Source organism: Streptomyces sp. NPDC039609 (assembly GCF_055596705.1).
Genome location: NZ_JBVIUJ010000007.1, coordinates 512,098 through 534,228 on the forward strand (window position 1 = coordinate 512,098; position 22,131 = coordinate 534,228).

At 70.0% G+C, this 22,131-nt stretch carries 20 protein-coding genes and 1 pseudogene; 14 read left to right on the plus strand and 7 right to left on the minus strand.

Going from position 1 to position 22,131, the window contains the following annotated elements:
* Nucleotides 1-46: 46 nt before the first annotated feature.
* Nucleotides 47-961, minus strand: a complete 915-nt coding sequence (locus tag ACZ561_RS23530) for an NAD-dependent epimerase/dehydratase family protein (protein WP_470998319.1) — start codon at nt 959-961, stop codon at nt 47-49.
* 293 nt (nt 962-1,254) lie between these two features.
* Here ACZ561_RS23530 and ACZ561_RS23535 point away from each other — a divergent pair, with 293 nt between their 5' ends.
* Nucleotides 1,255-1,467 carry a DUF397 domain-containing protein gene (locus ACZ561_RS23535; protein ID WP_329125573.1) on the plus strand — a complete coding sequence of 71 codons (213 nt, stop codon included), beginning with the start codon at nt 1,255-1,257 and terminating at the stop codon, nt 1,465-1,467.
* Nucleotides 1,468-1,546: 79 nt separating this feature from the next.
* Here the strand turns inward: ACZ561_RS23535 and ACZ561_RS23540 are convergent, their stop codons facing one another.
* A complete protein-coding gene (locus ACZ561_RS23540; protein WP_470998322.1) occupies nt 1,547-2,050 on the minus strand; it encodes an ATP-binding protein in 504 nt (167 codons plus the stop codon).
* Nucleotides 2,051-2,340: 290 nt separating this feature from the next.
* Here ACZ561_RS23540 and ACZ561_RS23545 point away from each other — a divergent pair, with 290 nt between their 5' ends.
* The 7 genes and pseudogenes from ACZ561_RS23545 (at nt 2,341) to ACZ561_RS23575 (ending at nt 8,992) form a co-directional block, all read left to right on the plus strand.
* On the plus strand, nt 2,341-3,213 hold the full coding sequence (locus ACZ561_RS23545) for a helix-turn-helix domain-containing protein (RefSeq protein WP_376431106.1): 873 nt from the start codon (nt 2,341-2,343) through the stop codon (nt 3,211-3,213).
* A gap of 71 nt (nt 3,214-3,284) precedes the next feature.
* Entirely contained in the window at nt 3,285-4,742 is a 1,458-nt protein-coding gene (locus ACZ561_RS23550) for an aldehyde dehydrogenase family protein (protein ID WP_470998325.1), read from the plus strand.
* A gap of 97 nt (nt 4,743-4,839) precedes the next feature.
* Nucleotides 4,840-5,157: pseudogene (locus ACZ561_RS23555) on the plus strand (mycothiol transferase).
* 44 nt (nt 5,158-5,201) lie between these two features.
* Nucleotides 5,202-5,843, plus strand: a complete 642-nt coding sequence (locus ACZ561_RS23560) for a PadR family transcriptional regulator (RefSeq protein WP_470998328.1) — start codon at nt 5,202-5,204, stop codon at nt 5,841-5,843.
* An 89-nt stretch (nt 5,844-5,932) separates the two neighbouring features.
* Nucleotides 5,933-6,892 (plus strand): ATP-binding cassette domain-containing protein, encoded by a 960-nt coding sequence (locus ACZ561_RS23565; RefSeq protein WP_470998331.1) that lies wholly within the window; start codon nt 5,933-5,935, stop codon nt 6,890-6,892.
* Entirely contained in the window at nt 6,889-7,653 is a 765-nt protein-coding gene (locus ACZ561_RS23570; protein ID WP_470998334.1) for an ABC transporter permease, read from the plus strand. The genes ACZ561_RS23565 and ACZ561_RS23570 overlap by 4 nt, the downstream gene beginning before the upstream one ends.
* Before the next feature lie 361 nt (nt 7,654-8,014).
* Nucleotides 8,015-8,992 (plus strand): beta propeller repeat protein, encoded by a 978-nt coding sequence (locus tag ACZ561_RS23575; protein WP_470998337.1) that lies wholly within the window; start codon nt 8,015-8,017, stop codon nt 8,990-8,992.
* Between the two features lie 16 nt (nt 8,993-9,008).
* Here the strand turns inward: ACZ561_RS23575 and ACZ561_RS23580 are convergent, their stop codons facing one another.
* The 3 genes from ACZ561_RS23580 to ACZ561_RS23590 all read right to left on the minus strand — a co-directional run bounded on the left by ACZ561_RS23580 (nt 9,009) and on the right by ACZ561_RS23590 (nt 12,223).
* Nucleotides 9,009-10,421 carry a glutamate decarboxylase gene (locus ACZ561_RS23580; protein ID WP_470998339.1) on the minus strand — a complete coding sequence of 471 codons (1,413 nt, stop codon included), beginning with the start codon at nt 10,419-10,421 and terminating at the stop codon, nt 9,009-9,011.
* Nucleotides 10,422-10,462: 41 nt separating this feature from the next.
* A complete protein-coding gene (locus ACZ561_RS23585) occupies nt 10,463-11,755 on the minus strand; it encodes an ion channel protein (protein WP_470998342.1) in 1,293 nt (430 codons plus the stop codon).
* A 99-nt stretch (nt 11,756-11,854) separates the two neighbouring features.
* Entirely contained in the window at nt 11,855-12,223 is a 369-nt protein-coding gene (locus ACZ561_RS23590; protein WP_376431090.1) for a YbjQ family protein, read from the minus strand.
* A gap of 158 nt (nt 12,224-12,381) precedes the next feature.
* Here ACZ561_RS23590 and ACZ561_RS23595 point away from each other — a divergent pair, with 158 nt between their 5' ends.
* The gene (locus tag ACZ561_RS23595) at nt 12,382-13,074 is read left to right on the plus strand and encodes a DedA family protein (RefSeq protein ID WP_470998345.1); all 693 of its coding nucleotides are present in this window, start codon (nt 12,382-12,384) and stop codon (nt 13,072-13,074) included.
* Between the two features lie 60 nt (nt 13,075-13,134).
* Here the strand turns inward: ACZ561_RS23595 and ACZ561_RS23600 are convergent, their stop codons facing one another.
* Together ACZ561_RS23600 and ACZ561_RS23605 are read right to left on the minus strand one after the other, a co-directional pair.
* A complete protein-coding gene (locus ACZ561_RS23600) occupies nt 13,135-14,787 on the minus strand; it encodes a threonine/serine exporter family protein (RefSeq protein WP_470998590.1) in 1,653 nt (550 codons plus the stop codon).
* 123 nt (nt 14,788-14,910) lie between these two features.
* On the minus strand, nt 14,911-15,405 hold the full coding sequence (locus tag ACZ561_RS23605) for an inorganic diphosphatase (protein ID WP_003968257.1): 495 nt from the start codon (nt 15,403-15,405) through the stop codon (nt 14,911-14,913).
* Between the two features lie 102 nt (nt 15,406-15,507).
* Here ACZ561_RS23605 and dacB point away from each other — a divergent pair, with 102 nt between their 5' ends.
* From dacB to ftsH, 5 genes are all read left to right on the plus strand, one after another.
* Nucleotides 15,508-16,929, plus strand: coding sequence for a D-alanyl-D-alanine carboxypeptidase/D-alanyl-D-alanine endopeptidase (dacB, locus tag ACZ561_RS23610; RefSeq protein WP_470998348.1), 1,422 nt, complete (start codon nt 15,508-15,510; stop codon nt 16,927-16,929).
* Nucleotides 16,930-16,978: 49 nt separating this feature from the next.
* Nucleotides 16,979-18,109 carry a zinc-dependent metalloprotease gene (locus ACZ561_RS23615; RefSeq protein WP_470998351.1) on the plus strand — a complete coding sequence of 377 codons (1,131 nt, stop codon included), beginning with the start codon at nt 16,979-16,981 and terminating at the stop codon, nt 18,107-18,109.
* Nucleotides 18,110-18,305: 196 nt separating this feature from the next.
* Nucleotides 18,306-19,322 (plus strand): tRNA lysidine(34) synthetase TilS, encoded by a 1,017-nt coding sequence (tilS, locus tag ACZ561_RS23620; protein WP_470998353.1) that lies wholly within the window; start codon nt 18,306-18,308, stop codon nt 19,320-19,322.
* Nucleotides 19,323-19,363: 41 nt separating this feature from the next.
* Nucleotides 19,364-19,903 (plus strand): hypoxanthine phosphoribosyltransferase, encoded by a 540-nt coding sequence (gene hpt / locus ACZ561_RS23625; RefSeq protein ID WP_132917781.1) that lies wholly within the window; start codon nt 19,364-19,366, stop codon nt 19,901-19,903.
* A gap of 162 nt (nt 19,904-20,065) precedes the next feature.
* Nucleotides 20,066-22,087, plus strand: a complete 2,022-nt coding sequence (gene ftsH / locus ACZ561_RS23630; RefSeq protein ID WP_470998356.1) for an ATP-dependent zinc metalloprotease FtsH — start codon at nt 20,066-20,068, stop codon at nt 22,085-22,087.
* Nucleotides 22,088-22,131 lie beyond the last annotated feature (44 nt).

The window sequence follows — 22,131 nt, forward strand, 5'->3', positions numbered from 1 at the left end:
TTCGCCCGCCTCCGACCGGTCCGGCCCGGCACCTCGGGCCGGCCGCTCACCACTCGGTCAGTGCGGCGAGACCCGCCGCGCAGTCCCGGTACCGTGGTGTCCAGCCGAGCTCGGCCTCCGCCCTGGCGTTGGAGACCCGCAGGTTCGTCGTCGAGATCGTGTGCGCGTACGACATCGGGCGGGTCAGCCAGGCCGGCACCGTCATCGGCCTCGGGGTGCCGAACACCGCGGCGACCGCGCGCACATGCGCGCCGAAGCCCATCGGGGCGTCGTCCACGATGTTGTACGCCTCCCCCGGCCGTCCGCCCCCGACCGCCAGCGCCACCGCGCGCGCCGCGTCCTGCAGGTGGACCCAGGGCAGCACCCTTCCCCGGTCGGCGACCGCCGGCAGCTTCCGCTTCCGCAGCAGGTCCACGATGGTCTCGGTGCCCCCGGGGCCGTAGAACACGCCGAACCGCAGCGCGACGCCCTCGATCCCCTCGGTCCCGAGCATCAGCTCCTCCTTGGTCCGCATGGCGTCCACATGCCGCTGGGACGGCGCGTCCAGGCCGGTCGGTCCGAAGACGTCGTCCTCCGTGATCACCCGCTCCCCGAAGTCCCGGTACCCGTACCCGAAGACCATCGACTCGGCGATCATCCGCCGCGCCCCCACCGCGCGCGCCGCCTCGACCAGATGGGTGGTCCCGGCGACCCGCAGCGCGTCGGTCGTGGCCATGTCCCGGTGCCTCAGCGGAGGCTCGCGCAGCGCGGTCGCCGCGTGCACGACGGTGTCCACCTCCAACCCGTCCACCGCCCGGAGCAGCGCGTCCCGGTCCATGAGGTCGGCGACGACGTCGTTCTCCGCCCCGCGCCCCAGCCCCAGCACGGTGTGTCCGGCCGCGGTGAGTTCCTCGGCGACGTGGCGGCCGAAGACCCCGCTCGCCCCTGCCAGCAGCACATTCCTGGTGTCAGTCATGCTCATGGGACGAGCATGGGCTCCCGGACGTGACATCCCCGGAAGCGACCCGGGGGCAGAGGGCGGGTGGAGGAAATGGGGCGAGTTGTCGCAGGCCCTGCCGGAGGAGGGCGGGGACCGGCCATGACTCATACTCGTCGGTAGCACGCTGAGTGGCGTAGTCGATACGCCACCCCTCGTGCACGTGCATCTGCTCATGCATTGGCATATGAACACAGCTATGATCCGAGGAAGTTGACACCTGCATCAAGCATCTCGGGGAGCTACCAGTGCATCATGCGCATCACGCGTACAACGGCATGGCGGCCACGGAACTTGACGGTGTCGTATGGCAGAAGAGCCGGCACAGCAACTCCCAGGGATCCTGTGTGGAGTTCGCCAAGCTGCCCGGTGGCAACGTTGCCGTTCGCAACTCGCGCCACCCCGACGGGCCCGCTCTCGTCTACACGCCCGCCGAGATAGAGGCGCTGCTGCTCGGGGTCAAGGACGGGGAGTTCGACCACCTGGTGTGAGCGGCCGCGGCGGGCGGTCGCGACGAGAAGGGCCCCGGCAGCCGCCGGGGCCCTTCTCGTGTGCGTCATGTACGGCCCGTCACTCCGGGCCGAGCCGGAACAGCGCCCAGACGACCTTGCCCTGGAGCGTCCCGGCCAGCGGGTGCCATCCCCAGCCGTCGCTGAAGGAGTCCACCAGGAACAGCCCCCGGCCGGATTCCGCCGCGAAGTCCTCGTCGGCCTCACGCGTCTCCGGGCTGCGGTGGCTCGGATCGCGTACGGCACACACCAGACGGCTCGTCCAGCGCATCAGGTGCAGGCGGACCGGGGGAGTGTGCCGGCCGCCCTCGTCCTGGGGCGCGTCCGACGGCAGCGCGTGCCGCAGGGCGTTGGTGACGAGTTCGGAGACGACCAGAGCGACATCGTCGAAACGCTCGGTCAACTCCCACTGCGCGAGCGTCGCCTGTGTGAACTTCCGTGCACCGCGCACCGCTTCGTAGCGGGGTGGCAGCGCGCAGGAGGCGGAGGTGGAGACGGCCGCGGGATCGATCGGCGGAAGCCCCTGCCGTAACGGCTCGAGCATGGTCGATCCATTCGTCCCCATGCGAGGCACTCCCGGGAATCGCGACTGTGGTGCGACAACACGAACGAGTACGCAGCTGCGCGGGGTCCATGGTTCCGAATGCGACCAAGGGATGCAAGGGCAGATGCACGTGCACGCGCCGGACCTGTCCATCCCCGTGCCGATTTTGTGCATATCTTCTGCCGACTGATTTCCTCCTGATCAGGAAGTCGCCCTGAACCTGCCGCCTTTCCGTAATCGAATGTGTACGCGCTGAAGCGTTTAGTGGCACAATCCGGGGGCCCGAGACCCGCGAAGGAGAGGCTGGAGCCGTGACCGCAGTCGAATCGAGCGGAGCGAGCGGGAGCGTGGTGCGGCGCATCCTGCTGGGTTCGCAACTGAGGCGGTTGCGCGAGTCGCGCGGCATCACCCGCGAGGCGGCCGGCTACTCGATCCGCGCGTCCGAATCCAAGATCAGCCGTATGGAGTTGGGTAGGGTGAGCTTCAAGGCCAGGGATGTCGAGGACCTGCTCACGCTCTACGGCGTCAGCGACGAGTCCGAGCGCGGCTCACTCCTCGGGCTGGCCCGCGAGGCCAACGTCGCCGGCTGGTGGCACAGCTTCGGTGACGTCCTGCCGGGTTGGTTCCAGACGTACATCGGCCTGGAAGGCGCCGCCTCCCTCATCCGCATCTACGAAGTCCAGTTCGTGCACGGCCTGTTGCAGACCGAGGCGTACGCACACGCCGTCGTCGCCCGCGGCATCCCCGATGCCCCGCGCGCAGAGATCGAGCGCCGCGTCGCGCTCCGCCTGGAGCGCCAGAAGGTCCTCGTCTCCGAGAGTGCCCCGCAGTTCCACGCCGTCCTGGACGAAGCGGCGCTGCGCCGCCCCTACGGCGACCGGGCCGTGATGCAGGGCCAGTTGAGGCATCTCATCGAGATCTCCGAGCACCCCAACGTCACGCTCCAGGTCATGCCCTTCAGTTACGGCGGGCACGCCGGTGAGAGCGGCGCGTTCACCATGCTGAGCTTCCCGGAGTCCGACCTCTCCGACGTCGTCTATCTGGAGCAGCTGACCAGCGCCCTCTACCTCGACAAGCGCGAGGAAGTCGCCCAGTACGCACGCGTGATGGAGCGGCTGCGCGAGGACAGTCCCGATCCGGCCGAAAGTCGCGACCTTCTCAGGGGACTCCTCCAACTCACGTAGCACGTAAGTACGATGACGTGACATCAGCGTTGCCACAGTGTCCGCCACCGCGGGTTAAGGGGTCTCCATACATGTCCTACTTCACCGACCTGGCCCACCAGTACATAGACGGCGAGTGGAAGCCCGGCAGCGGCTCGTGGGACATCATCGACTTCAACCCGTACACCGGTGAGAAGCTCGCCTCGATCACCGTCGCCACCGCCGACGAGGTCGACCACGCCTACCGCGCCGCCGAGCGCGCCCAGCGCGAGTGGGCCGAGACCAACCCGTACACCCGCCGGCTCGTCTTCGAGCGCGCTCTGCGGATCGTCGAGGAACGCGAGCAGGAGCTCTCCGACACGATCATGGCCGAGCTCGGCGGCACGCGCCTGAAGGCGGCCTTCGAGCTGCACCTCGCCAAGGAGTTCCTGCGCGAGGCGATCCAGCTGGCGCTGCGCCCCGAGGGCCGGATCCTGCCCTCTCCGGTCGACGGCAAGGAAAACCGCGTCTACCGCCTCCCGGTCGGTGTCGTCGGCGTCATCTCCCCCTTCAACTTCCCCTTCCTCCTGTCGATCAAGTCGGTCGCCCCGGCGCTCGCCCTCGGCAACGCGGTCGTCCTCAAGCCGCACCAGAACACCCCGATCTGCGGCGGCACGCTCGTCGCCAAGGTCCTGGAGGACGCAGGTCTCCCGGCCGGACTGCTGAACGTGGTCGTGACCGACATCGCCGAGATCGGCGACGCGCTGCTGACCCACCCGGTCCCGAAGGTCATCTCCTTCACCGGCTCCGACAAGGTCGGCCGCCACGTCGCCACCGTCTGCGCGCAGAACTTCAAGCACGCCGTCCTCGAACTCGGTGGCAACAGCGCCCTGATCGTCCTCGAGGACGCCGACGTCGACTACGCGGTGGACGCGGCCGTCTTCAGCCGCTTCGTGCATCAGGGCCAGGTCTGCATGGCCGCCAACCGGATCCTGGTGGACCGCACCCTGGAGGCGGAGTTCACCGAGAAGTTCGTCGCCAAGGTGAAGACGCTGCGCGTCGGCGACCCCGCCGACCCCGCCACCCACATCGGGCCCCTCATCAACTCCCAGCAGGCGGAGTCGGTCTCGGCCGTCGTCGAGCAGGCGGTGGCAGGCGGCGCGACAGCCCTGCTGCACGGCTCGGCGGACGGCAACGTCGTCTCCCCGTCGGTCCTGACCGACCTCCCGGCCGACGCGCCCGTGCTGAGCCAGGAGATCTTCGGCCCGGTGGCCCTCATCCTGCCCTTCGACGGTGAGGAGGAGGCGATCCGCATCGCCAACGACACTCCGTACGGCCTGAGTGGTGCCGTCCACACCGGTGACATCGAGCGGGGTGTACGGGTGGCCCAGCGCATCCACACCGGAATGATCCACATCAACGACGGCACCGTGGCCGACGAGCCGATCGTGCCGTTCGGCGGCGAGAAGCACTCCGGCATCGGCCGGCTGAACGGCGACGCGATGATCGACGCCTTCACGACCCAGAAGTGGATCTCGATCCAGCACGGGCGGAGCCAGTTCCCCTTCTAGGACAGAAGCTGTCCTCAAGGGTTCGTAACGTGGTGGGTGTCGGGAGAGGAGAGCTCCCCGGCACCCACCATCTCTTTCGTGTCAGGAGGGACATCTCATGGTTGCTCTTGTTCCCGCGGACCCAGGGTGACGAGCGCGGGGCGTTCCTCGACTTCGTGGAGGCCCAGCGGGCGGCGATCCGCCGGACGGCCCTCGGCCTCACCGAGGAGCAGGCTGCGAGCCGTCCGAGCGCCGGCACGCGCAGTCTGCCGCCGCCTGCCCCTGGTTCCCGAAGGACGGGTGGGTCTCGATGCGCTGGATGCTGCTCCACCTGGTCCAGGAGAAGGGCCGGCACGCCGGGCACGCGGACATCGTCCGGGAGTCGCTGGACGGCAAGGACTCGTTCACCCTGATCGCGGAGGAGCAGGGCGCGTAAGGGGGTGCGCGTACCCTAGTCAAAATTGACTAGGAGGTACCAGGGTGTCTGCGATCCGGCTTCTCGTCCTCGGGGCGGTCCGCCAGCACGGGCGCGCCCACGGCTACCAGGTCCGCAACGATCTGGAGTTCTGGGGCGCGCACGAGTGGTCCAACGCCAAGCCCGGCTCGATCTACCACGCGCTCAAGCAGATGGCCAAGCAAGGTCTGCTGCATGCGTACGAGATCGCGCCGAGCACGGCGGGTGGCCCGCCGCGGACCGAGTACGAGGTGACGGAGAAGGGTACGGAGGAGTACTTCGCGCTGCTGCGCGAGGCGCTGACCACGTACGACCAGAAGATGGACGTCCTGTCCGCGGGGATCGGGTTCATCGTCGACCTCCCCCGGGCGGAGGTCGTCGAACTGCTGCGCGCGCGGGTGCGGGCGCTCGACGAGTGGCGCGCCGCCGTCACCGAGTACTACACGCCGGAGGGCGGCCCGCAGCAGCTCGGGCACATCGGCGAGATCATGCACCTCTGGGTCCACTCGGCGGACGCCGGCAAGGAGTGGACGCTCGGCCTGATCGGGCGGATCGAGGCGGGTGCGTACTCCTTCGCGGGCGAGGGCGGGGAGCCCTTCGTGGGAGTGCTCGCCGAGGGTGAGGAGAACCCGTACGCGACGGGTCACCCGGACGAACAGCAAGACTAATCAAGTTTGACTAATCGATCCGGCGGGCATATCTTCTGGCGGTGGTCAAATTTGACTACTGGGCCGATCGGCTCGACTGGAGGAGACGGATGACTGACGCGATCGTCGTCGAAGGCGCGCGGAAGCGGTACGGGGACAAGCCGGCGCTCGACGGCCTCGACCTGGTCGTCGGCACCGGCACGGTGCACGGCCTGCTCGGCCCCAACGGCGCGGGCAAGACCACGACGGTACGGATCCTGGCCACGCTGCTGCGGCACGAGGAGGGCCTGGTGCGGGTGGCGGGCTTCGACGTCCGGACCCAGGCGGCCGAGGTGCGTCGAAGGATCGGGCTCCTCGGGCAGCACGCGGCCGTCGACGAGGAGCTGGGCGGCCGGCAGAACCTGGAGATGTTCGGGCGGCTGTACCACCTGGGCGCCCGACGGGCCGGCGCGCGGGCCGACGAACTCCTGGAGCGGTTCGGGCTCGCGGACACCGGACGCAAGCCCGTCAAGCAGTTCAGCGGCGGCATGCGTCGCCGTCTCGACCTCGCGGCCTCGCTGATCACGGAGCCGGAGGTGCTCTTCCTGGACGAGCCCACGACCGGACTCGACCCGCGCGGCCGCGGCGAGGTGTGGGAGTCGGTGCGCTCCCTGGTGGGCGGGGGGACGACCGTCCTGCTCACCACGCAGTACCTGGAAGAGGCCGACCAGCTCGCCGACCGGATCTCGGTCGTCGACCACGGCCGGGTCGTCGCCGACGGCACGGCCGACGAGCTGAAGGCCAAGGTCGGCGGCGACCGCATCGACGTCGTCCTGCGGGACGGGAGGCGGCTCGCCGAGGCGGCGCGGCTGCTGCCCGCTCCCGGGGCCGAGGTGGCGGTGGACGCCGACCGGCGGCGGATCAGCGCGCCCGTCACGGACCGGATGGCGGCGTTGGCCGAGACCGTACGGGCCCTGGAGGCGGCCGGGATCGAGGCGGAGGACATCGCCCTGCGGCGGCCGACCCTCGACGAGGTCTTCCTCCATCTGACCGGCGACGTGAAGAACGAGGAAGCGGAGGTGGCGGCATGAGCGCGGCGTATGTGATGAGCGACTGCTGGACGATGACCCGGCGGGAACTGGCCCACTGGGCCCGGCAGCCGGTCGTGATGCTGGTCGGCCTCGCCTTCCCGGTCATGATGCTGCTGATGTTCGGCTATCTCGTCGGCGGTGGCCGGGAGATCGAGGGCGCGTACGTCGACTACCTCGTGCCCGGCATGCTCACGCTGACGATGGTCTTCGGCCTCGAAGGCACGATGACCGCCGTCACCCAGGACCTGAACAAGGGTGTGATCGACCGCTTCCGCTCGATGCCCATGGCCGACGGCGCGGTACTCGTCGGACGTTCGGTCGCCGACATGCTCCAGTCCGCGGCCGGTCTTGTGGTGATGGTCGGCGTCGGGTACGCGATCGGCTGGCGGGCGCACGGCGGCTTCGGCGCCTTCCTCGGGGCCATGGGCCTGCTGCTCCTGCTGCGCTTCGCGATGCTGTGGATCGGGATCTACCTCGCGATGGTGGCGGGACGGCCGGAGCTGGTGATGGCCGTGCAGATCCTGGTCTGGCCGATCGGCTTCCTCTCCAACGCGTTCGCCGCGCCGGGGTCCATGCCGGGGTGGCTCGGCACGGTCGTCGAGTGGAACCCGATGTCGGCGACGGCGACGGCGGTACGGGACCTCTTCGGCAACCCGGGCGGTGAGCCTGGGCACGTGATGGCGGCGGTGGTGTGGCCGCTGCTGCTGCTCGCGGTCTTCTTCCCGCTGGCAGTACGGAAGTTCAGGCGGCTGAGCGTGTAGCGGGAACCCGAACCGGTCGAGCGGTGTAACTAGGGCAGACGGTTCACCGCGGACCGGGCGAAGAGACGGGGGACGTGCGATGCGCAGGCTCTTCGGAGTGGCCGGCGCCGTCATGGCGCTGGTGTTGACGGCTTGTACGGGCGCGGGGGGCTCGGGGTCTTCGGGCTCTCCGGGCTCTCCGGGTCCGGGTTCTGCGGGGGCGGGCTCTCCCGGCTCATCGCGTACGGGTGGGACGGGCGCCGGCTCGGGCGCATCGGCCGTCCCGCCGCCGCGGATTCCGTCCGGGCGGCAGCTCCCCGGGTGGTCGCACTCCCTGGGATTCGCCTCCGACGGCAGCGGATTCGCCCTGCTGGCCGACTGTGTGACGGACGAGCGGGTGCCGGAGAACGGCTTCTGCAGGCAGCATGTGGCCGTCCTCGACCGGGGCGCGAAGAGCTGGGTGCTGCGGAGCTCCCCGCTGCCCGAGACACGGGGTACGGACGGCGTCTCGTCCCAATTGCTGGCGCTCGGGCCCGGGCGTGCCCTGATCGAGGAGGGCGGTGCCGAACCCGAGAAGCGGCGGACCTGGTTCACCCGTGACGGCGGTCGCAGCTGGCGCGTCGGCGACCTGAGGAGGGTCGGTACGACCGCGGTGATACCGGCCGGGGCCGTGCTCACCACCGACTGCGCGCAGCCCTCCGGGGCATGGGTGGACGACTGCGTCCGGCAGCGGCTGGTCGTGATCTCCCCGGAGGACGGTCGGCGGCGCGCCCTCGCCGAGGGGCCGCTGCTCGGGGCGCGTCCGAGGCCGGCCGAGGTGGCGGAGCCCGACGGCTCGTGGTGGGCCTCGGGGACCGACCCGCTGTCGGGGCGGGCCGCCGTGGCCGTGTCGCGGGACCAGGGCCGCAGCTGGTCGGTGAGCCGGCTGCCGAGCCCGACCACCGAGCCCGGCCGGTACACGGCGGTCGCGGTCGGCCGGTCCGTCGTCTACGCGGCGGAGATGGGGGAGTTGAAGGGCGGTGACCCCGTCAAGAACCCCATGCGGGCGTTGCACCGCTCGCTGGACGGCGGCCGGACCTGGCGGCGCATGTGGACGACGGGGCCGATGATCGAGCCCCGTACGCTCCTGGGGATCCCCGTGCCGGGCCCTGGTGGCCGGGTGCTGATCGGAGCCGAGGACCGGGAGTACGTGAGCCTCGACGGCGGCAGCAGTTTCCGCCCCTCGGGCGAGGGCACGACCTTCACCCGCCGCACGCCCCTCGGGCTCCTCCGCCACAACACCAGCTGTCTGTACGGCATATCCGTCGAGGGCGAGCGCTGGGCGGAGTTCGGCCTGGGGTGCGAGGGCGAGAGCCCGTGACGGGCGGCCGGTGTGCTCAGTGGTGGAAGGAGGTGGCGGCCGCCTTGCTGTCGGCCGAAGGGCCGGACTGACGTCGCAGGTCGGGAAGGATCCGGTTCAGGTCCTCGATGAACAGCCCCGCGAGGTCGGCCGAGAAGCCGTTGCGGCAGACCACCCGCAGCACGGACAGGTCCTCCCGGTTGGCGGGGAAGGTGTACGCCGGGACGAGCCAGCCGCGCTCCCTCAGCCGGCGCGAGACGTCGAACACGTCGAAGCGGCCGACGTCGGGGGCGGTGGTGAACGCGAAGACCGGGAGTTGGTCGCCGCGGGTGAGGAGGCGGAACTCGCCGATCGCCTCGATCCGTTCGGAGATCGTGCGGGCGATATCCCGGGTGGTCTGCTGGACGGCTCGGTAGCCCTCCCGGCCGAGCCGCAGGAACGTGTAGTACTGCGCGACGACCTGGGCGCCCGGCCGGGAGAAGTTGAGAGCGAAGGTGGGCATGTCGCCGCCGAGGTAGTTGACCCGGAAGACCAGCTCCTCGGGGAGCTCCTCCGGCGAGCGCCACAGCGCCCAGCCCACGCCCGGGTAGACGAGGCCGTACTTGTGACCGGAGGTGTTGATCGAGGCGACCCGGGGCAGCCGGAAGTCCCAGACCAGGTCCTCGTCCACGAACGGCGCGATCATCGCACCCGACGCGCCGTCGACGTGGACGGGGATGTCGAGCCCGGTCCGTTCCTGGAGGGCGTCGAGCGCGGCGCAGATCTCCGCGACCGGCTCGTAGGAGCCGTCGAAGGTCGAGCCGAGCACGGCGACCACGCCGATGGTGTTCTCGTCGCAGAGGGCGGCGGCCGACTCCGCGTCCATGTGGAAGCGGTCGCCCTCCATGGGCACGAGCCGGGCCTCGACCTCCCAGAAGTTGCAGAACTTCTCCCAGCAGACCTGGACGTTGACACCCATCACCAGATTGGGCCGGGCGCTCGCCGGGTAGCGGTCGGGGTTCCGCTTGGCCCAGCGGCGCTTGAGGGCCATGCCGGCGAGCATGCACGCCTCGCTGGAGCCGGTGGTGGAGCAGCCGACGGCGATCGAGGGGTCCGGGGCGTTCCAGAGGTCGGCGAGCATGGCCACGCAGCGCCGCTCCAGTTCGGCGGTGCGCGGGTACTCGTCCTTGTCGATCATGTTCTTGTCGCGGCACTCCGCCATCAGGACCCCGGCCTGGGGCTCCATCCAGGTGGTGACGAAAGTGGCCAGGTTGAGCCGGGAGTTGCCGTCGAGCATCAGCTCGTCGTGGACCACCTGATAGGCGCTCATGGGCGGCAGAGGGCCGTCGGGCAGCCGGTGGATGGGCGGCGCCTCGGTCATGCCGCCGACCGGGTTGGCCAGGCCGTAGAAGGGGTTGAGAGCGAGGTGCCGATCAGGCTCGGGCTCGGCGTGACCCTTGTGCAGTGCCATGGGACTCCTTCGGGGTTGTTCAGTGCAGTCCGGGGTGTTGTTCAGTGAAGGGCTCTGCCTGAGTGGTCCAGTTCGAGCTGGGGGCGGCCGGTGACGACCAGCCAGGCGGGCAGGGAGGCCAGGCAGAGCAGCGGGAGCATCGAGGGCGAGGAGGAGAGGACGGCGGCGACGAAGAGACTCACCCAGCCCTGCCGGGTCGTCGCGAGCAGCACGCCGAGCACGCCGGAGGAGACGGCGACGGCGGGGTGGATCTCGGGGACCAGTGCCTGGGCGAACATGCCGAAGGCGACACCGATGAACACGGCAGGGAAGATCCGGCCGCCGACGAATCCGCACGAGGCGGCGACCAGCAGGGCGGCGAGCTTGACCACGGCCATCTTGGCCAGCTCCCCCGACGAGTAGCTGCCGATGTTCTCGGTGAGCTCCTTCACCTGTTCCAGGCCCTTGAAGAGCGTCAGCGATCCGCCGAACGCGCCCAGCAGGCCGAGGACCAGCCCGCCGACCGGGATCATCAGCATCGGGTGCCGCAGCCGCTGGAAGGCGCGGTGGACGTGGGGGAGGCCGTAGCAGCAGAGGAGGCCGAAGAGGGCGGCGGCGGTGGCGACGACCATCGAGGCGAGTAGATCGCCCCACCCCGGGTCGGTCAGCTCGGGCAGCGACATGTCGAAGGTGGGGTGCGCGAGGAGCAAGGTGGTCATCGACCCGGCTCCGGCGGCGATCAGTGGGGCGAAGAGCCGGTCCCACAGCGAGCTCTTGGCGTCCGGCTGCTGGGTGAGGGCCTCGGAGATGACCAGGGCGGCGGCCACCGGGGTGCCGAAGAGGGCGCCGATGGTGGCGGCCGAGGCGAGCACGACCCAGAACGCGCCGGGCGAGGCGGGCGCCGCCTTTCTGCCGAGCCAGTAGGCGAGTGCGACATTGGCCGCGATGATCGGGTTCTCCGGGCCGAGGCTGACTCCTCCGGCCAGTGTGAGTGTGCCGGCGAGCAGCAGTCCGGGGACGACCGCGGGCGCGAGGGGCGCGCCGCCGAGCCCGGTTTCGGACGGGTCGGGGCCCGCGTGCCCGGGCACCTTCCAGACGACGAGACCCACCGCGATTCCGGTCGCGGTGAGCATGATGATCGTCCAGAAGACGGAGAAGCCGCCGATGCCGAGCGCGTCCGGAAGGGTGTGCCAGAGGACGTGCTCGAACTCCTCGGAGACCCACTCGATGCCGAGGAAGAGCAGACTCGCCAGGACACCCACCAAGAGGGCGGGCAGGACCTGCGGCAACAGCGCTCGTCCGGGCGACCGGTGGGCGGGGGGCGGGGGCCCGGACGACGGGTTATCGATGGCCACCGCCCCACCATAGGGGTACAAAAGCCGCACAACGCCCAGAGAGTTGGGGGTGTCGCCGCCCGTTCAGTCGCGAGTTCAGCCGATAGTTCAGCCGCGAGTTCAGGCGCGAGGAGCGATCACCGCCGCCGTGCCGTACGCGCAGACCTCCGTCCCCACGTCCGCCGCCTCCGTCACATCGAAGCGGAACATCAGCACGGCGTTGGCACCGCGCGCCTTCGCCTGCTCCACCAGCCGCTCCATCGCCTGGTTGCGGGTCTCCACCAGGGTCTTCGTCAGACCCTTCAGCTCCCCGCCGATCATCGACTTCAGCCCCGCGCCGATCTGGCTGCCCAGATGCCGCGAGCGCACGGTCAGACCGAAGACCTCGCCGATCACCTGACGGACCTCGTAGCCGGGAACGTCGTTGGTCGTGACGACCAGCACGTCGGGCTGCGGTCCCTGACCGCCTCCGTACTCCTCGATGCCCATCCGCATCCACCTCCTGGCCCCCAGCCTCGGCCCGGCCGTCCGCCCTCGCATCCCGGAGGAGCCCGGTGGGGGCCGGATGGAACCCGAGGTCGTAAGAAAGCGTTGATACTTTGGGGCAGCCGTCCCATGCCCCCATCAACCGCAGGAGCCCGGAACCCGTGAATACGCTTGCCCTCGGACCGAGCTGGCTGGACCCGGATTATCTGATTCAGACCTTCGGCCTGATCGGTGTCCTCGTCATCGTCTTCGCCGAGTCCGGCCTGCTCATCGGGTTCTTCCTGCCCGGCGACTCGCTGCTCTTCACCACCGGCCTGCTGGTGACCACCGGCAAGCTGGACACGCCGCTCTGGCTCGTCTGCACGCTCATCGTGGCCGCCGCCATCATCGGCGACCAGGTGGGCTACCTCTTCGGCCGCAAGGTCGGCCCGGCCCTCTTCAAGCGCCCCGACTCCAAGCTCTTCAAGCAGGAGAACGTGGAGAAGGCGCACGAGTTCTTCGAAAAGCACGGCCCGAAGTCGCTGATCCTGGCCCGCTTCGTCCCGATCGTGCGCACGTTCACGCCGATCATCGCCGGTGTGAGCCGGATGAACTACCGCTCGTTCATCACGTTCAACATCATCGGCGGCGTGCTGTGGGGCGCGGGCGTGACCCTGCTCGGCGCCTCCCTCGGCAAGATCGACTTCGTCCACGAGCACATCGAGGCGATCCTCATCCTGATCGTCGTGATCTCCGTGATCCCGATCGTGATCGAGTACCTGCGCGCCCGCTCCCAGTCCAAGAAGGCCCGCGCCCAGGGCGACCAGGACGACCACGACACCCCCACCGAGCGCGGCCGCCACGCCAAGCGCTAGTCGTCGCCCCCGGGCCGGACGGTCGTCCGGCCCGGACCCCGCCCAGAAACCACGCCCCGCCTAGAAACCACGCGTCCGCTTCGCGGCGCGGCGGGCCGCCGCCGCACCCGGAGCCTGCATGAAGAGGCGGGCCAGCTCGCCTCCCAGGTTCACCCCGATCGCGATCGCCAGGGCCAGGGCCGCCGCCTTCGCCAGGTTGGCGAAGCCCTGGTCCAGGTTGTTCTGCGCGATCGAGAGCACCCCGAAGTACGTCGCCGAACCCGGCAGCAGCGGCCCGATCGCCGCCGTCACATACGGCAGCGACGACGTGTGCTCGTACCGGGCGATCAGCTGCCCGAACAGACCTACCAGGCCAGCCGCCACCGCCGTCGCCATCACCGCCGAGCCGTCCGCCGTGACCGCGATCGACGCGTAGATCACCCACGCCACCCCGCCGTTCAACGTCGCGAACAGCACCGTCGCCCGCGACTGCTGCAACAGGATCGCGAACGTCGCGCACAGCACCATTGCCGCCAGGATCTGCACCACCGGCCGCTCGACCAGACCGAGCTCCCCCTCCGGGTTCAGCTCCGCGTCGAACTGCACGGCCACGTACAGCACCGACAGCACGCCCACCACGATCGCCACGAAGAAGTACCCGACCTCCAGGAGCCGGGCCGAGGCCGTGATGTAGAAGCCGGTCAGACCGTCCTGCACGGCCGCCACGAGCGCCCGCCCCGGGATCAGGGCGAACAGACCACCCGTGATGACCGCCGAGGGCCGCAGATCGGCGTGCAGCAGCGTCAGCAGCACCCCCATCGCGGCCGGCGGCATCGCCGCCACCAGGAACTGGTAGAACTCCGGCAGCCCACGCCCCGCGCACAGCCACGCCAGCCGGTCGCCCAGCACCGCGCCCAACGCCGCCACGAAGAAGACCGTGAGGTCACCGCCCAGCAGCACCGAGGCCGCGCCCGCCAGCACACCCGCGGCCGAGGTCAGCACCCAGCCCGGGTACGGGTGCCGGTTCCGCCGGATCTCCGCGAGCCGCCGGTACGCCTCCTCCGGCGTGACGTCGTGCTCCTCCGCGTTGATGTCGGCGAGCAGCTGGTAGACCGCCGCCAGCCGGGTGTAGTCCGTGCCCCGGCGCCGAACCGTCCGGTTCGCCGTGATCGGATCGTCCACCAGCGACGGCTGGTACGTGATCGACAGCAGTGTGAACGTGACGGTCGGCTCGCACCGGTCCAGACCGTAACTGCGGCAGATCGCGAACATCGCCGCCTCGACGTCCTCCGCGCCCTCCCCACCCGCGAGCAGCAGCTCACCGATACGCAGGGTCAGGTCCAGCACACGGCCCACCGAGGGCCCCGTCTCGTCCTCCACCTTGCGGGTCTCCGGCACCGGCCGGTCCCCGACCGGAAGCCGCAGCATGGTCCGCATACGGTCCTGCCACGGAGCGTCCTTCGACAGCCGCACCAGCGGAATGCCATGGGCGGGCGTGAACGCCGGCGGCGCGTGCTTCGCGGGGCCCGTCGTACCTGACGGCGGAGCGAACGCCGAACCCTCGGGCTCGGCAGGCGGCTCCGGAGCCAGCCCCTCGGGAACGGCGAACTCGGAGGTCGGATGCTCCTCCTCCGGAACAGCCGGCTGCTCGACCCCCGCCGGCTGTGTGAAAGCGCTGCGCGCCTCGTCCGATTGCGGCTTCCGGTCCTCCGGGCCGTCCGCCTCCGCGACCACTCTCTTCGTCCTCACTCCCATTCGCGCTGTCTGCCCAGTATGGGCACGGGCATACGACAACACGCGAGACGGGCGGCGCACCCACGAGGTGCACCGCCCGTCACAGCTTCAGCAGAGGCCCACTCAGTGGGCGCCGCCCTGCGCCTCCAGGCGCTTGTAGGAGGCCTCGATCTCGGCCTCGGCCTCGGCGCGGCCGACCCAGTCGGCGCCCTCGACCGACTTGCCCGGCTCCAGGTCCTTGTAGACCTCGAAGAAGTGCTGGATCTCCAGGCGGTCGAACTCCGACACGTGGTGGATGTCGCGCAGGTGCTCGACGCGCGGGTCCGACGCGGGGACGCACAGCAGCTTGTCGTCGCCGCCGGCCTCGTCCGTCATACGGAACATGCCGATGGCGCGGCACTTGATCAGGCAGCCGGGGAACGTCGGCTCGTCCAGGATGACCAGCGCGTCCAGCGGGTCGCCGTCCTCGCCGAGGGTGTTCTCGACGAAGCCGTAGTCGGCCGGGTAGCTGGTCGAGGTGAAGAGACGACGGTCCAGGCGGATGCGACCCGTCTCGTGGTCGACCTCGTACTTGTTCCGCGACCCCTTCGGGATCTCGATGGTGACGTCGAACTCCACGGGTGGCTCCTCCTGAATCAACACATGTGAATGCCTGCGACGACGCGCAGTGATTAAGTGTCCCTCACGCCTGTGTGTGATCGCGAAAGGGGCTGGTCAGCAATGCCGGAGCCGAGGACCTGGCAGCTCACGGCGTGCTCCGCCGTACTGGGTCTGGCCCTCGCCGCCGGAGCCGTGACCGCCGCCGGACCGTGGGACAACGGCCAGCGTAAGGCCGAGCGCGCCCGGGCGGCCGCCACGACCCCGACAGGTGGCGCACATCACGCGGCCCCCAGGCCCCCCGCGGGCCCGCAGCACCCCGCCCCCGCCCCCAGCGCCGCCGGAGTGCTCCGCGCCCTCGACGCCCCGGACACCAGCCTCCCGGGCGACCTCGCCACCACCCTCGTACCGCTCCTCGCCGACCCAGGCCTCGGCACGCTGCGCACCGCCTCCGTCGTCGACGTCGCCACCGGGAAGCAGCTCTACGGGGAGGGCGCCACCACCCCCATGACCCCGGCGTCCACGATCAAGATCGCCACGTCGGTCGCCGCCCTCTCCGCCCTCGGCCCCGACCACCGCATCCCCACCACCGTCGTCGCCTCCCCCGACGGCCGCACCGTCACCCTGGTCGGCGGCGGCGACCCCACCCTCGACCGCACCCGACTGAAGGCCCTGGCCGACGGCACCGCCCGCGCCCTCAAGGACCGGGGCATCACCGACGTACGCGTCGCCTACGACACGAGCCTCTACGAGGGCCCCGCGCGTCACCCCATAGGCACCAACGACAACATCGCCCCCGTCGGCGCCCTCATGCTCGACGAGGGCCGCCTGGACGACTCCGACAGCGGACCCGCCCCGCGCACCGCCGACCCCGCCGGAGACACCGCCACCGCCTTCGCCGAGCTTCTCGGCAGGACCGGTACGAACGTCCAGGGCACCCCCACCCCCGCCCGCGCCCCCAAAACCGGCACGGACCCCAAGGCCGCCCCCCTGGCCCGTACCGAATCCGCACCCCTCTCCGCCCTCGTCGAACGCACCCTCACCCACAGCGACAACGACCTCGCCGAAGCCCTCGCCCGCCACACCGCCCTCGCCCACAAGCAGCCCGCGAGCTTCGCCGGCGCCGGCACAGCCGTCCGGGCCGAACTCACCGCACTCGGCCTCCCCACCACAGGCACCCACTTCGCCGACGGCAGCGGCCTCTCCCGCCACGACCGGATCTCCGCCGCCCTGCTCACCGGCCTCCTCACCCGGGCGGCCGACCCCACCCGCCCCGCACTGCGCCCCGTCCTCACCGGCCTGCCCATCGGCGGCTTCAGCGGCACCCTCGAAAGCCGCTACGACACCGCACCCGCCACCAACGGAGCCGGCCTCGTCCGCGCCAAGACCGGCACCCTGACAGGCGTCAACACACTCGCCGGAACCGTCGTCACCGCCGACGGCCGACTCCTCGCCTTCGCCTTCCTCGCCGGACGGACCACCTCGCCCTACACGGCCCAACCCGCCCTCGACCGGCTCTCCGCCGCACTCGCCCCCCAGGGCTGAACAGGTCCGAAGCCTCACCGAACACGCGTCGAGAACGTACGGTTGACGCATGACGAGCATCGGTGGTGCCGAGATGGTCGACTGGAATCTCGCGGTCGCGACCGCGACCCGACTGCTGAGGCCCGGCCCGGAGGTGAGCCGGGACGAGGCCCGCGAGGTCGTCGCGGAACTGCGCCGCCACGCCAAGGCCTCCGAGGAACACGTCAGGGCCTTCACCCGAATGATCCCCGAAGGCCACGAACCACGAGACACACCCGTCCTCGTCGTGGACCGAGCCGGCTGGGTCAGGGCCAACGTCGCCGGCTTCCGCGAACTGCTCTCCCCACTCCTCGACAAAATGCAGGAACGCCGCTCCAACACCCCCGGCGGCACCGTCCTCGGCGCCGTCGGCGGCAAGGTCACCGGCGTCGAACTCGGCATGCTCCTGTCCTTCCTCGCCTCCCGGATCCTCGGCCAGTACGAGACCTTCGCCCCCGCCACCCGCGAACTCCCCGCCGGGGACAACGGCGGCGGCCGACTCCTCCTCGTCGCCCCCAACATCGTCCACGTCGAACGCGAACTCGCCGTCGACCCCCACGACTTCAGGCTCTGGGTCTGCCTCCACGAAGAAACCCACCGCACCCAGTTCACCGCCGTGCCCTGGCTCCGCGACCACCTCCAAGGCGAGATCCAGTCCTTCCTCGGCGCAACCGAGGTCGACCCCTCCACCGTCGTCGAACGACTGCGCGAAGCCGCCCAGGCCCTCGCCGGCGGCCGCCCCGAAGGAGAAGAAGGCGAACCAGGCCCCTCCCTCGTCGAACTCGTACAGACCCCCGAGCAACGCGAGATCCTCGGCCGCCTCACCGCCGTCATGTCCCTCCTCGAAGGCCACGCCGACTACGTGATGGACGGCGTCGGCCCCCAGGTCGTGCCCTCCGTCGCCGAGATCCGCGAGAAGTTCCAGCAGCGCCGCGCCCGCGGCGCCTCCCGCCTCGACCTCGCCCTGCGCAAACTCCTCGGCCTCGACGCCAAACTCCGCCAGTACCGCGACGGCGAACGCTTCGTCCGCGCCGTCGTAGACGAGGTCGGCATGGACGGCTTCAACCGCGTCTGGACCTCCCCGAACACACTCCCCACCAAGGCCGAGATCGCCACACCGGCCGACTGGGTGGCGAGGGTGCACCGTAAGGCAGACTCGTGAGACGGGTGCGTCGTACGACGAAAGAACACACCACCAATCACCCATCCGAGGGACCCTAGGCAAAGGGTGGGGCGTGCAATGCTCGGGTAACGGCCAGGTTCTGTCACCATCGACGCACTCTGAGTGACCGAAACCCCTCTTCCGACCGTTAAGACTCCGACCGAGGCACCCCACCCCATCACGAAGGGCACCGGACATGGGTCCCCATCCTGCGGTCGCGGCGATACGCCTGGCGGTCCGCCGCGTACTCCACGACGTCATCACCGAGCACCGGACAGACCCCGCCGCGACACCCGACAAGCACCCCCTCGTGCTCGTCGCCTGCTCCGGCGGCGCCGACTCCATGGCGCTCGCCTCCGCACTCGCCTTCGAAGCCCGCAAACTCGCCGTCCGCGCCGGCGGCATCACCGTCGACCACGGCCTCCAGGACGGCTCCGCCCAGCGCGCCACCGAGGTCGCCGGACGCATGGCCGCACTCGGCCTCGACCCCGTCGAAGCCGTCACCATCACCGTCGGCCGCGAAGGAGGACCCGAAGCCGCCGCCCGCGACGCCCGCTACGCCGCCCTCGACGACGCCGCCGAACGCCACGGCGCCACCGCCGTCCTGCTCGGCCACACCCGCGACGACCAGGCCGAAACCGTCCTCCTCGGCCTCGCCCGCGGCTCAGGCATCCGCTCCCTCTCCGGCATGGCCGCCGTCTCCGGCGCCGCCGGACGCTACCGCCGCCCCTTCCTCGAGCTCGACCGGCAGACCGTCCGCAAGGCCTGCGTCGCCCAAGAACTCGCCGTCTGGGACGACCCCCACAACGCGGACCCCGCCTACACCCGCTCCCGCCTCCGCCACGAAGGCCTCCCCGCCCTCGAGAAGGCCCTCGGCAAAGGCGTCGTCGAAGCCCTCGCCCGCACGGCCCAACTCTCCCGCGACGACGCCGACGCCCTCGACTCCTGGGCCGCCGACGCGGAGACCTCCGTACGCGACGAAGCCGGCCGACTCGAATGCGCCAAGCTCTACGGACTCCCGCCCGCCGTCCGCCGCCGCATCCTGCGCCGCGCCATGATCGCCGAAGGCGCACCCGCCGGATCCCTCTTCGCCCGCCACATCGAAGAGGTCGACCGGCTCATCACCGGCTGGCGCGGCCAAGGAGCCATCAATCTGCCCGGCCGCGTCGAGGCACGACGCCAGGGTGGCAGACTGGTCATTCGGCAAGGCTGACGCAAGCTGCAACGAAAGTGACCCGGGTGAACGAGAAGGACATGGGCACCGACCTCAAGTCGGTGCTCATCACCAAGGAAGAGATCGACGCGAAGCTGGCCGAGCTGGCCGCGAAGATCGACGCGGAGTACGCGGGCAAGGACCTGCTCATCGTCGGCGTCCTCAAGGGCGCCGTGATGGTGATGGCGGACCTGGCGCGCGCGCTGTCCACCCCCGTCACCATGGACTGGATGGCCGTCTCCTCCTACGGCGCCGGCACCCAGTCCTCCGGCGTCGTCCGCATCCTCAAGGACCTCGACACCGACATCAAGGGCAAGCACGTCCTGATCGTCGAGGACATCATCGACTCCGGCCTGACCCTGTCATGGCTGCTGTCGAACCTCGGCTCGCGCGAACCGGCCTCCCTCGAGGTCTGCACCCTCCTGCGCAAGCCGGACGCCGCCAAGGTCGCCATCGACGTGAAGTGGATCGGCTTCGACATCCCCAACGAGTTCGTCGTCGGCTACGGCCTCGACTACGCGGAGAAGTACCGCAACCTCCCCTTCGTCGGCACACTCGCGCCGCACGTCTACGGGGGCTGAAGCCACGGGAACCCGTACCGCCCTCCCGGCGTTGGAGCAAGGGAAGGCGGTCACGGGCCCCCGTGCTGAGGTACCTTCCGAAGAACAGCTTTTTCTCACAGCAGCTCTCACAGCAGCATTTACCTACGGGCAGGAGGGACGGAGCGTTCTCGCTCCGTATGGATGGACGTGAAGCGATACTTCCGTGGGCCGGTCATGTGGATCGTGCTGGCCGTCCTCGCCGTGGTCGTGCTGATGCAGGTCGTCGGCTCGTCCGAGGGCTACAAGACGGTGGACACCAGCAAGGTCGTCCAGGCGATCAATGACAAGCAGGCCGACCAGGTCAAGCTGACGACCGGCGACGAGCAGGTCATCAAGGTCGAGCTCAAGAAGGGCGCCGACAAGGACAAGTACGGCGGCAGCACCAAGATCCAGGCCAGCTACATCGGTGACCAGGGCGCCAACCTGACCACCACGCTCCAGGACCAGGCCGCCTCCGGCGCCCTGGACAAGGGCTACACCGTCTCCCCGGAGCGACAGAGCCCGTTCCTGTCGGTGCTGCTCTCGCTGCTCCCCTTCGTTCTCATCGTGCTCGTCTTCCTGTTCCTGATGAACCAGATGCAGGGCGGCGGCTCCCGAGTCATGAACTTCGGGAAGTCCAAGGCCAAGCTCATCACCAAGGACACCCCGAAGACCACCTTCGCCGACGTGGCGGGATCCGACGAGGCCGTCGAGGAACTCCACGAGATCAAGGAATTTCTCCAGGAACCGGCGAAGTTCCAGGCCGTCGGCGCCAAGATCCCCAAGGGCGTGCTGCTCTACGGCCCGCCCGGAACCGGCAAGACCCTCCTCGCACGCGCCGTCGCGGGCGAGGCCGGCGTCCCGTTCTACTCGATCTCCGGCTCCGACTTCGTCGAGATGTTCGTCGGCGTCGGCGCCTCCCGTGTCCGCGACCTCTTCGAGCAGGCCAAGGCGAACGCCCCGGCGATCGTCTTCGTCGACGAGATCGACGCCGTCGGCCGTCACCGCGGTGCCGGCCTCGGCGGTGGCCACGACGAGCGCGAGCAGACCCTCAACCAGCTCCTCGTCGAGATGGACGGCTTCGACGTGAAGGGCGGCGTCATCCTGATCGCCGCCACGAACCGACCCGACATCCTCGACCCCGCGCTGCTGCGCCCCGGCCGATTCGACCGGCAGATCGCCGTCGACCGTCCGGACATGCAGGGCCGCCTCGAGATCCTCAAGGTCCACCAGAAGGGCAAGCCGGTCGCCCCGGACGTCGACCTCGGCGCCGTCGCCCGACGCACCCCCGGCTTCACCGGTGCCGATCTCTCCAACGTCCTGAACGAAGCGGCGCTCCTCACCGCCCGCTCGGACAAGAAGCTGATCGACAACCACTCACTGGACGAGGCGATCGACCGTGTGGTCGCGGGCCCGCAGAAGCGGACCCGGATCATGTCGGACAAGGAGAAGAAGATCACCGCGTACCACGAGGGCGGCCACGCCCTCGTCGCAGCGGCCTCGCCGAACTCCGACCCCGTCCACAAGATCACCATCCTCTCCCGCGGCCGCGCCCTGGGCTACACGATGGTGCTCCCGGACGAGGACAAGTACTCGACCACCCGCAACGAGATGCTCGACCAGCTGGCGTACATGCTGGGCGGGCGCGCGGCCGAAGAGCTCGTCTTCCACGACCCCACCACGGGCGCGGCGAACGACATCGAGAAGGCCACGACCACCGCACGCGCGATGGTCACCCAGTACGGCATGACCGAGCGGCTCGGCGCCATCAAGTTCGGCGGCGACAACACCGAACCGTTCCTCGGCCGTGAGATGGCGCACCAGCGCGACTACTCGGAAGAGGTCGCCGCGCTGGTCGACGAAGAGGTCAAGAAGCTCATCGAGACCGCGCACAACGAGGCGTGGGAGATCCTTGTCGAGAACCGCGACGTCCTCGACAACCTGGTCCTGCAGCTCCTGGAAAGGGAGACGCTGGGCAAGGAGGAGATCGCCGAGATCTTCGCCCCCATCGTCAAGCGCCCGGCCCGTCCGGCCTGGACCGGCTCCTCCCGCCGCACGCCCTCGACCCGCCCGCCGGTGCTCTCCCCCAAGGAGCTCGCACTGACGAACGGCGCGAACGGCAGCGCGCCGGTGGAGACCACGAAGGCGATCGAGGTCGCCCCCGAGGAGGCCCCGGAGGCCTGACCTCCACCACCCGGAATGGATGACGCGCCCCCACAGGTTTTAGC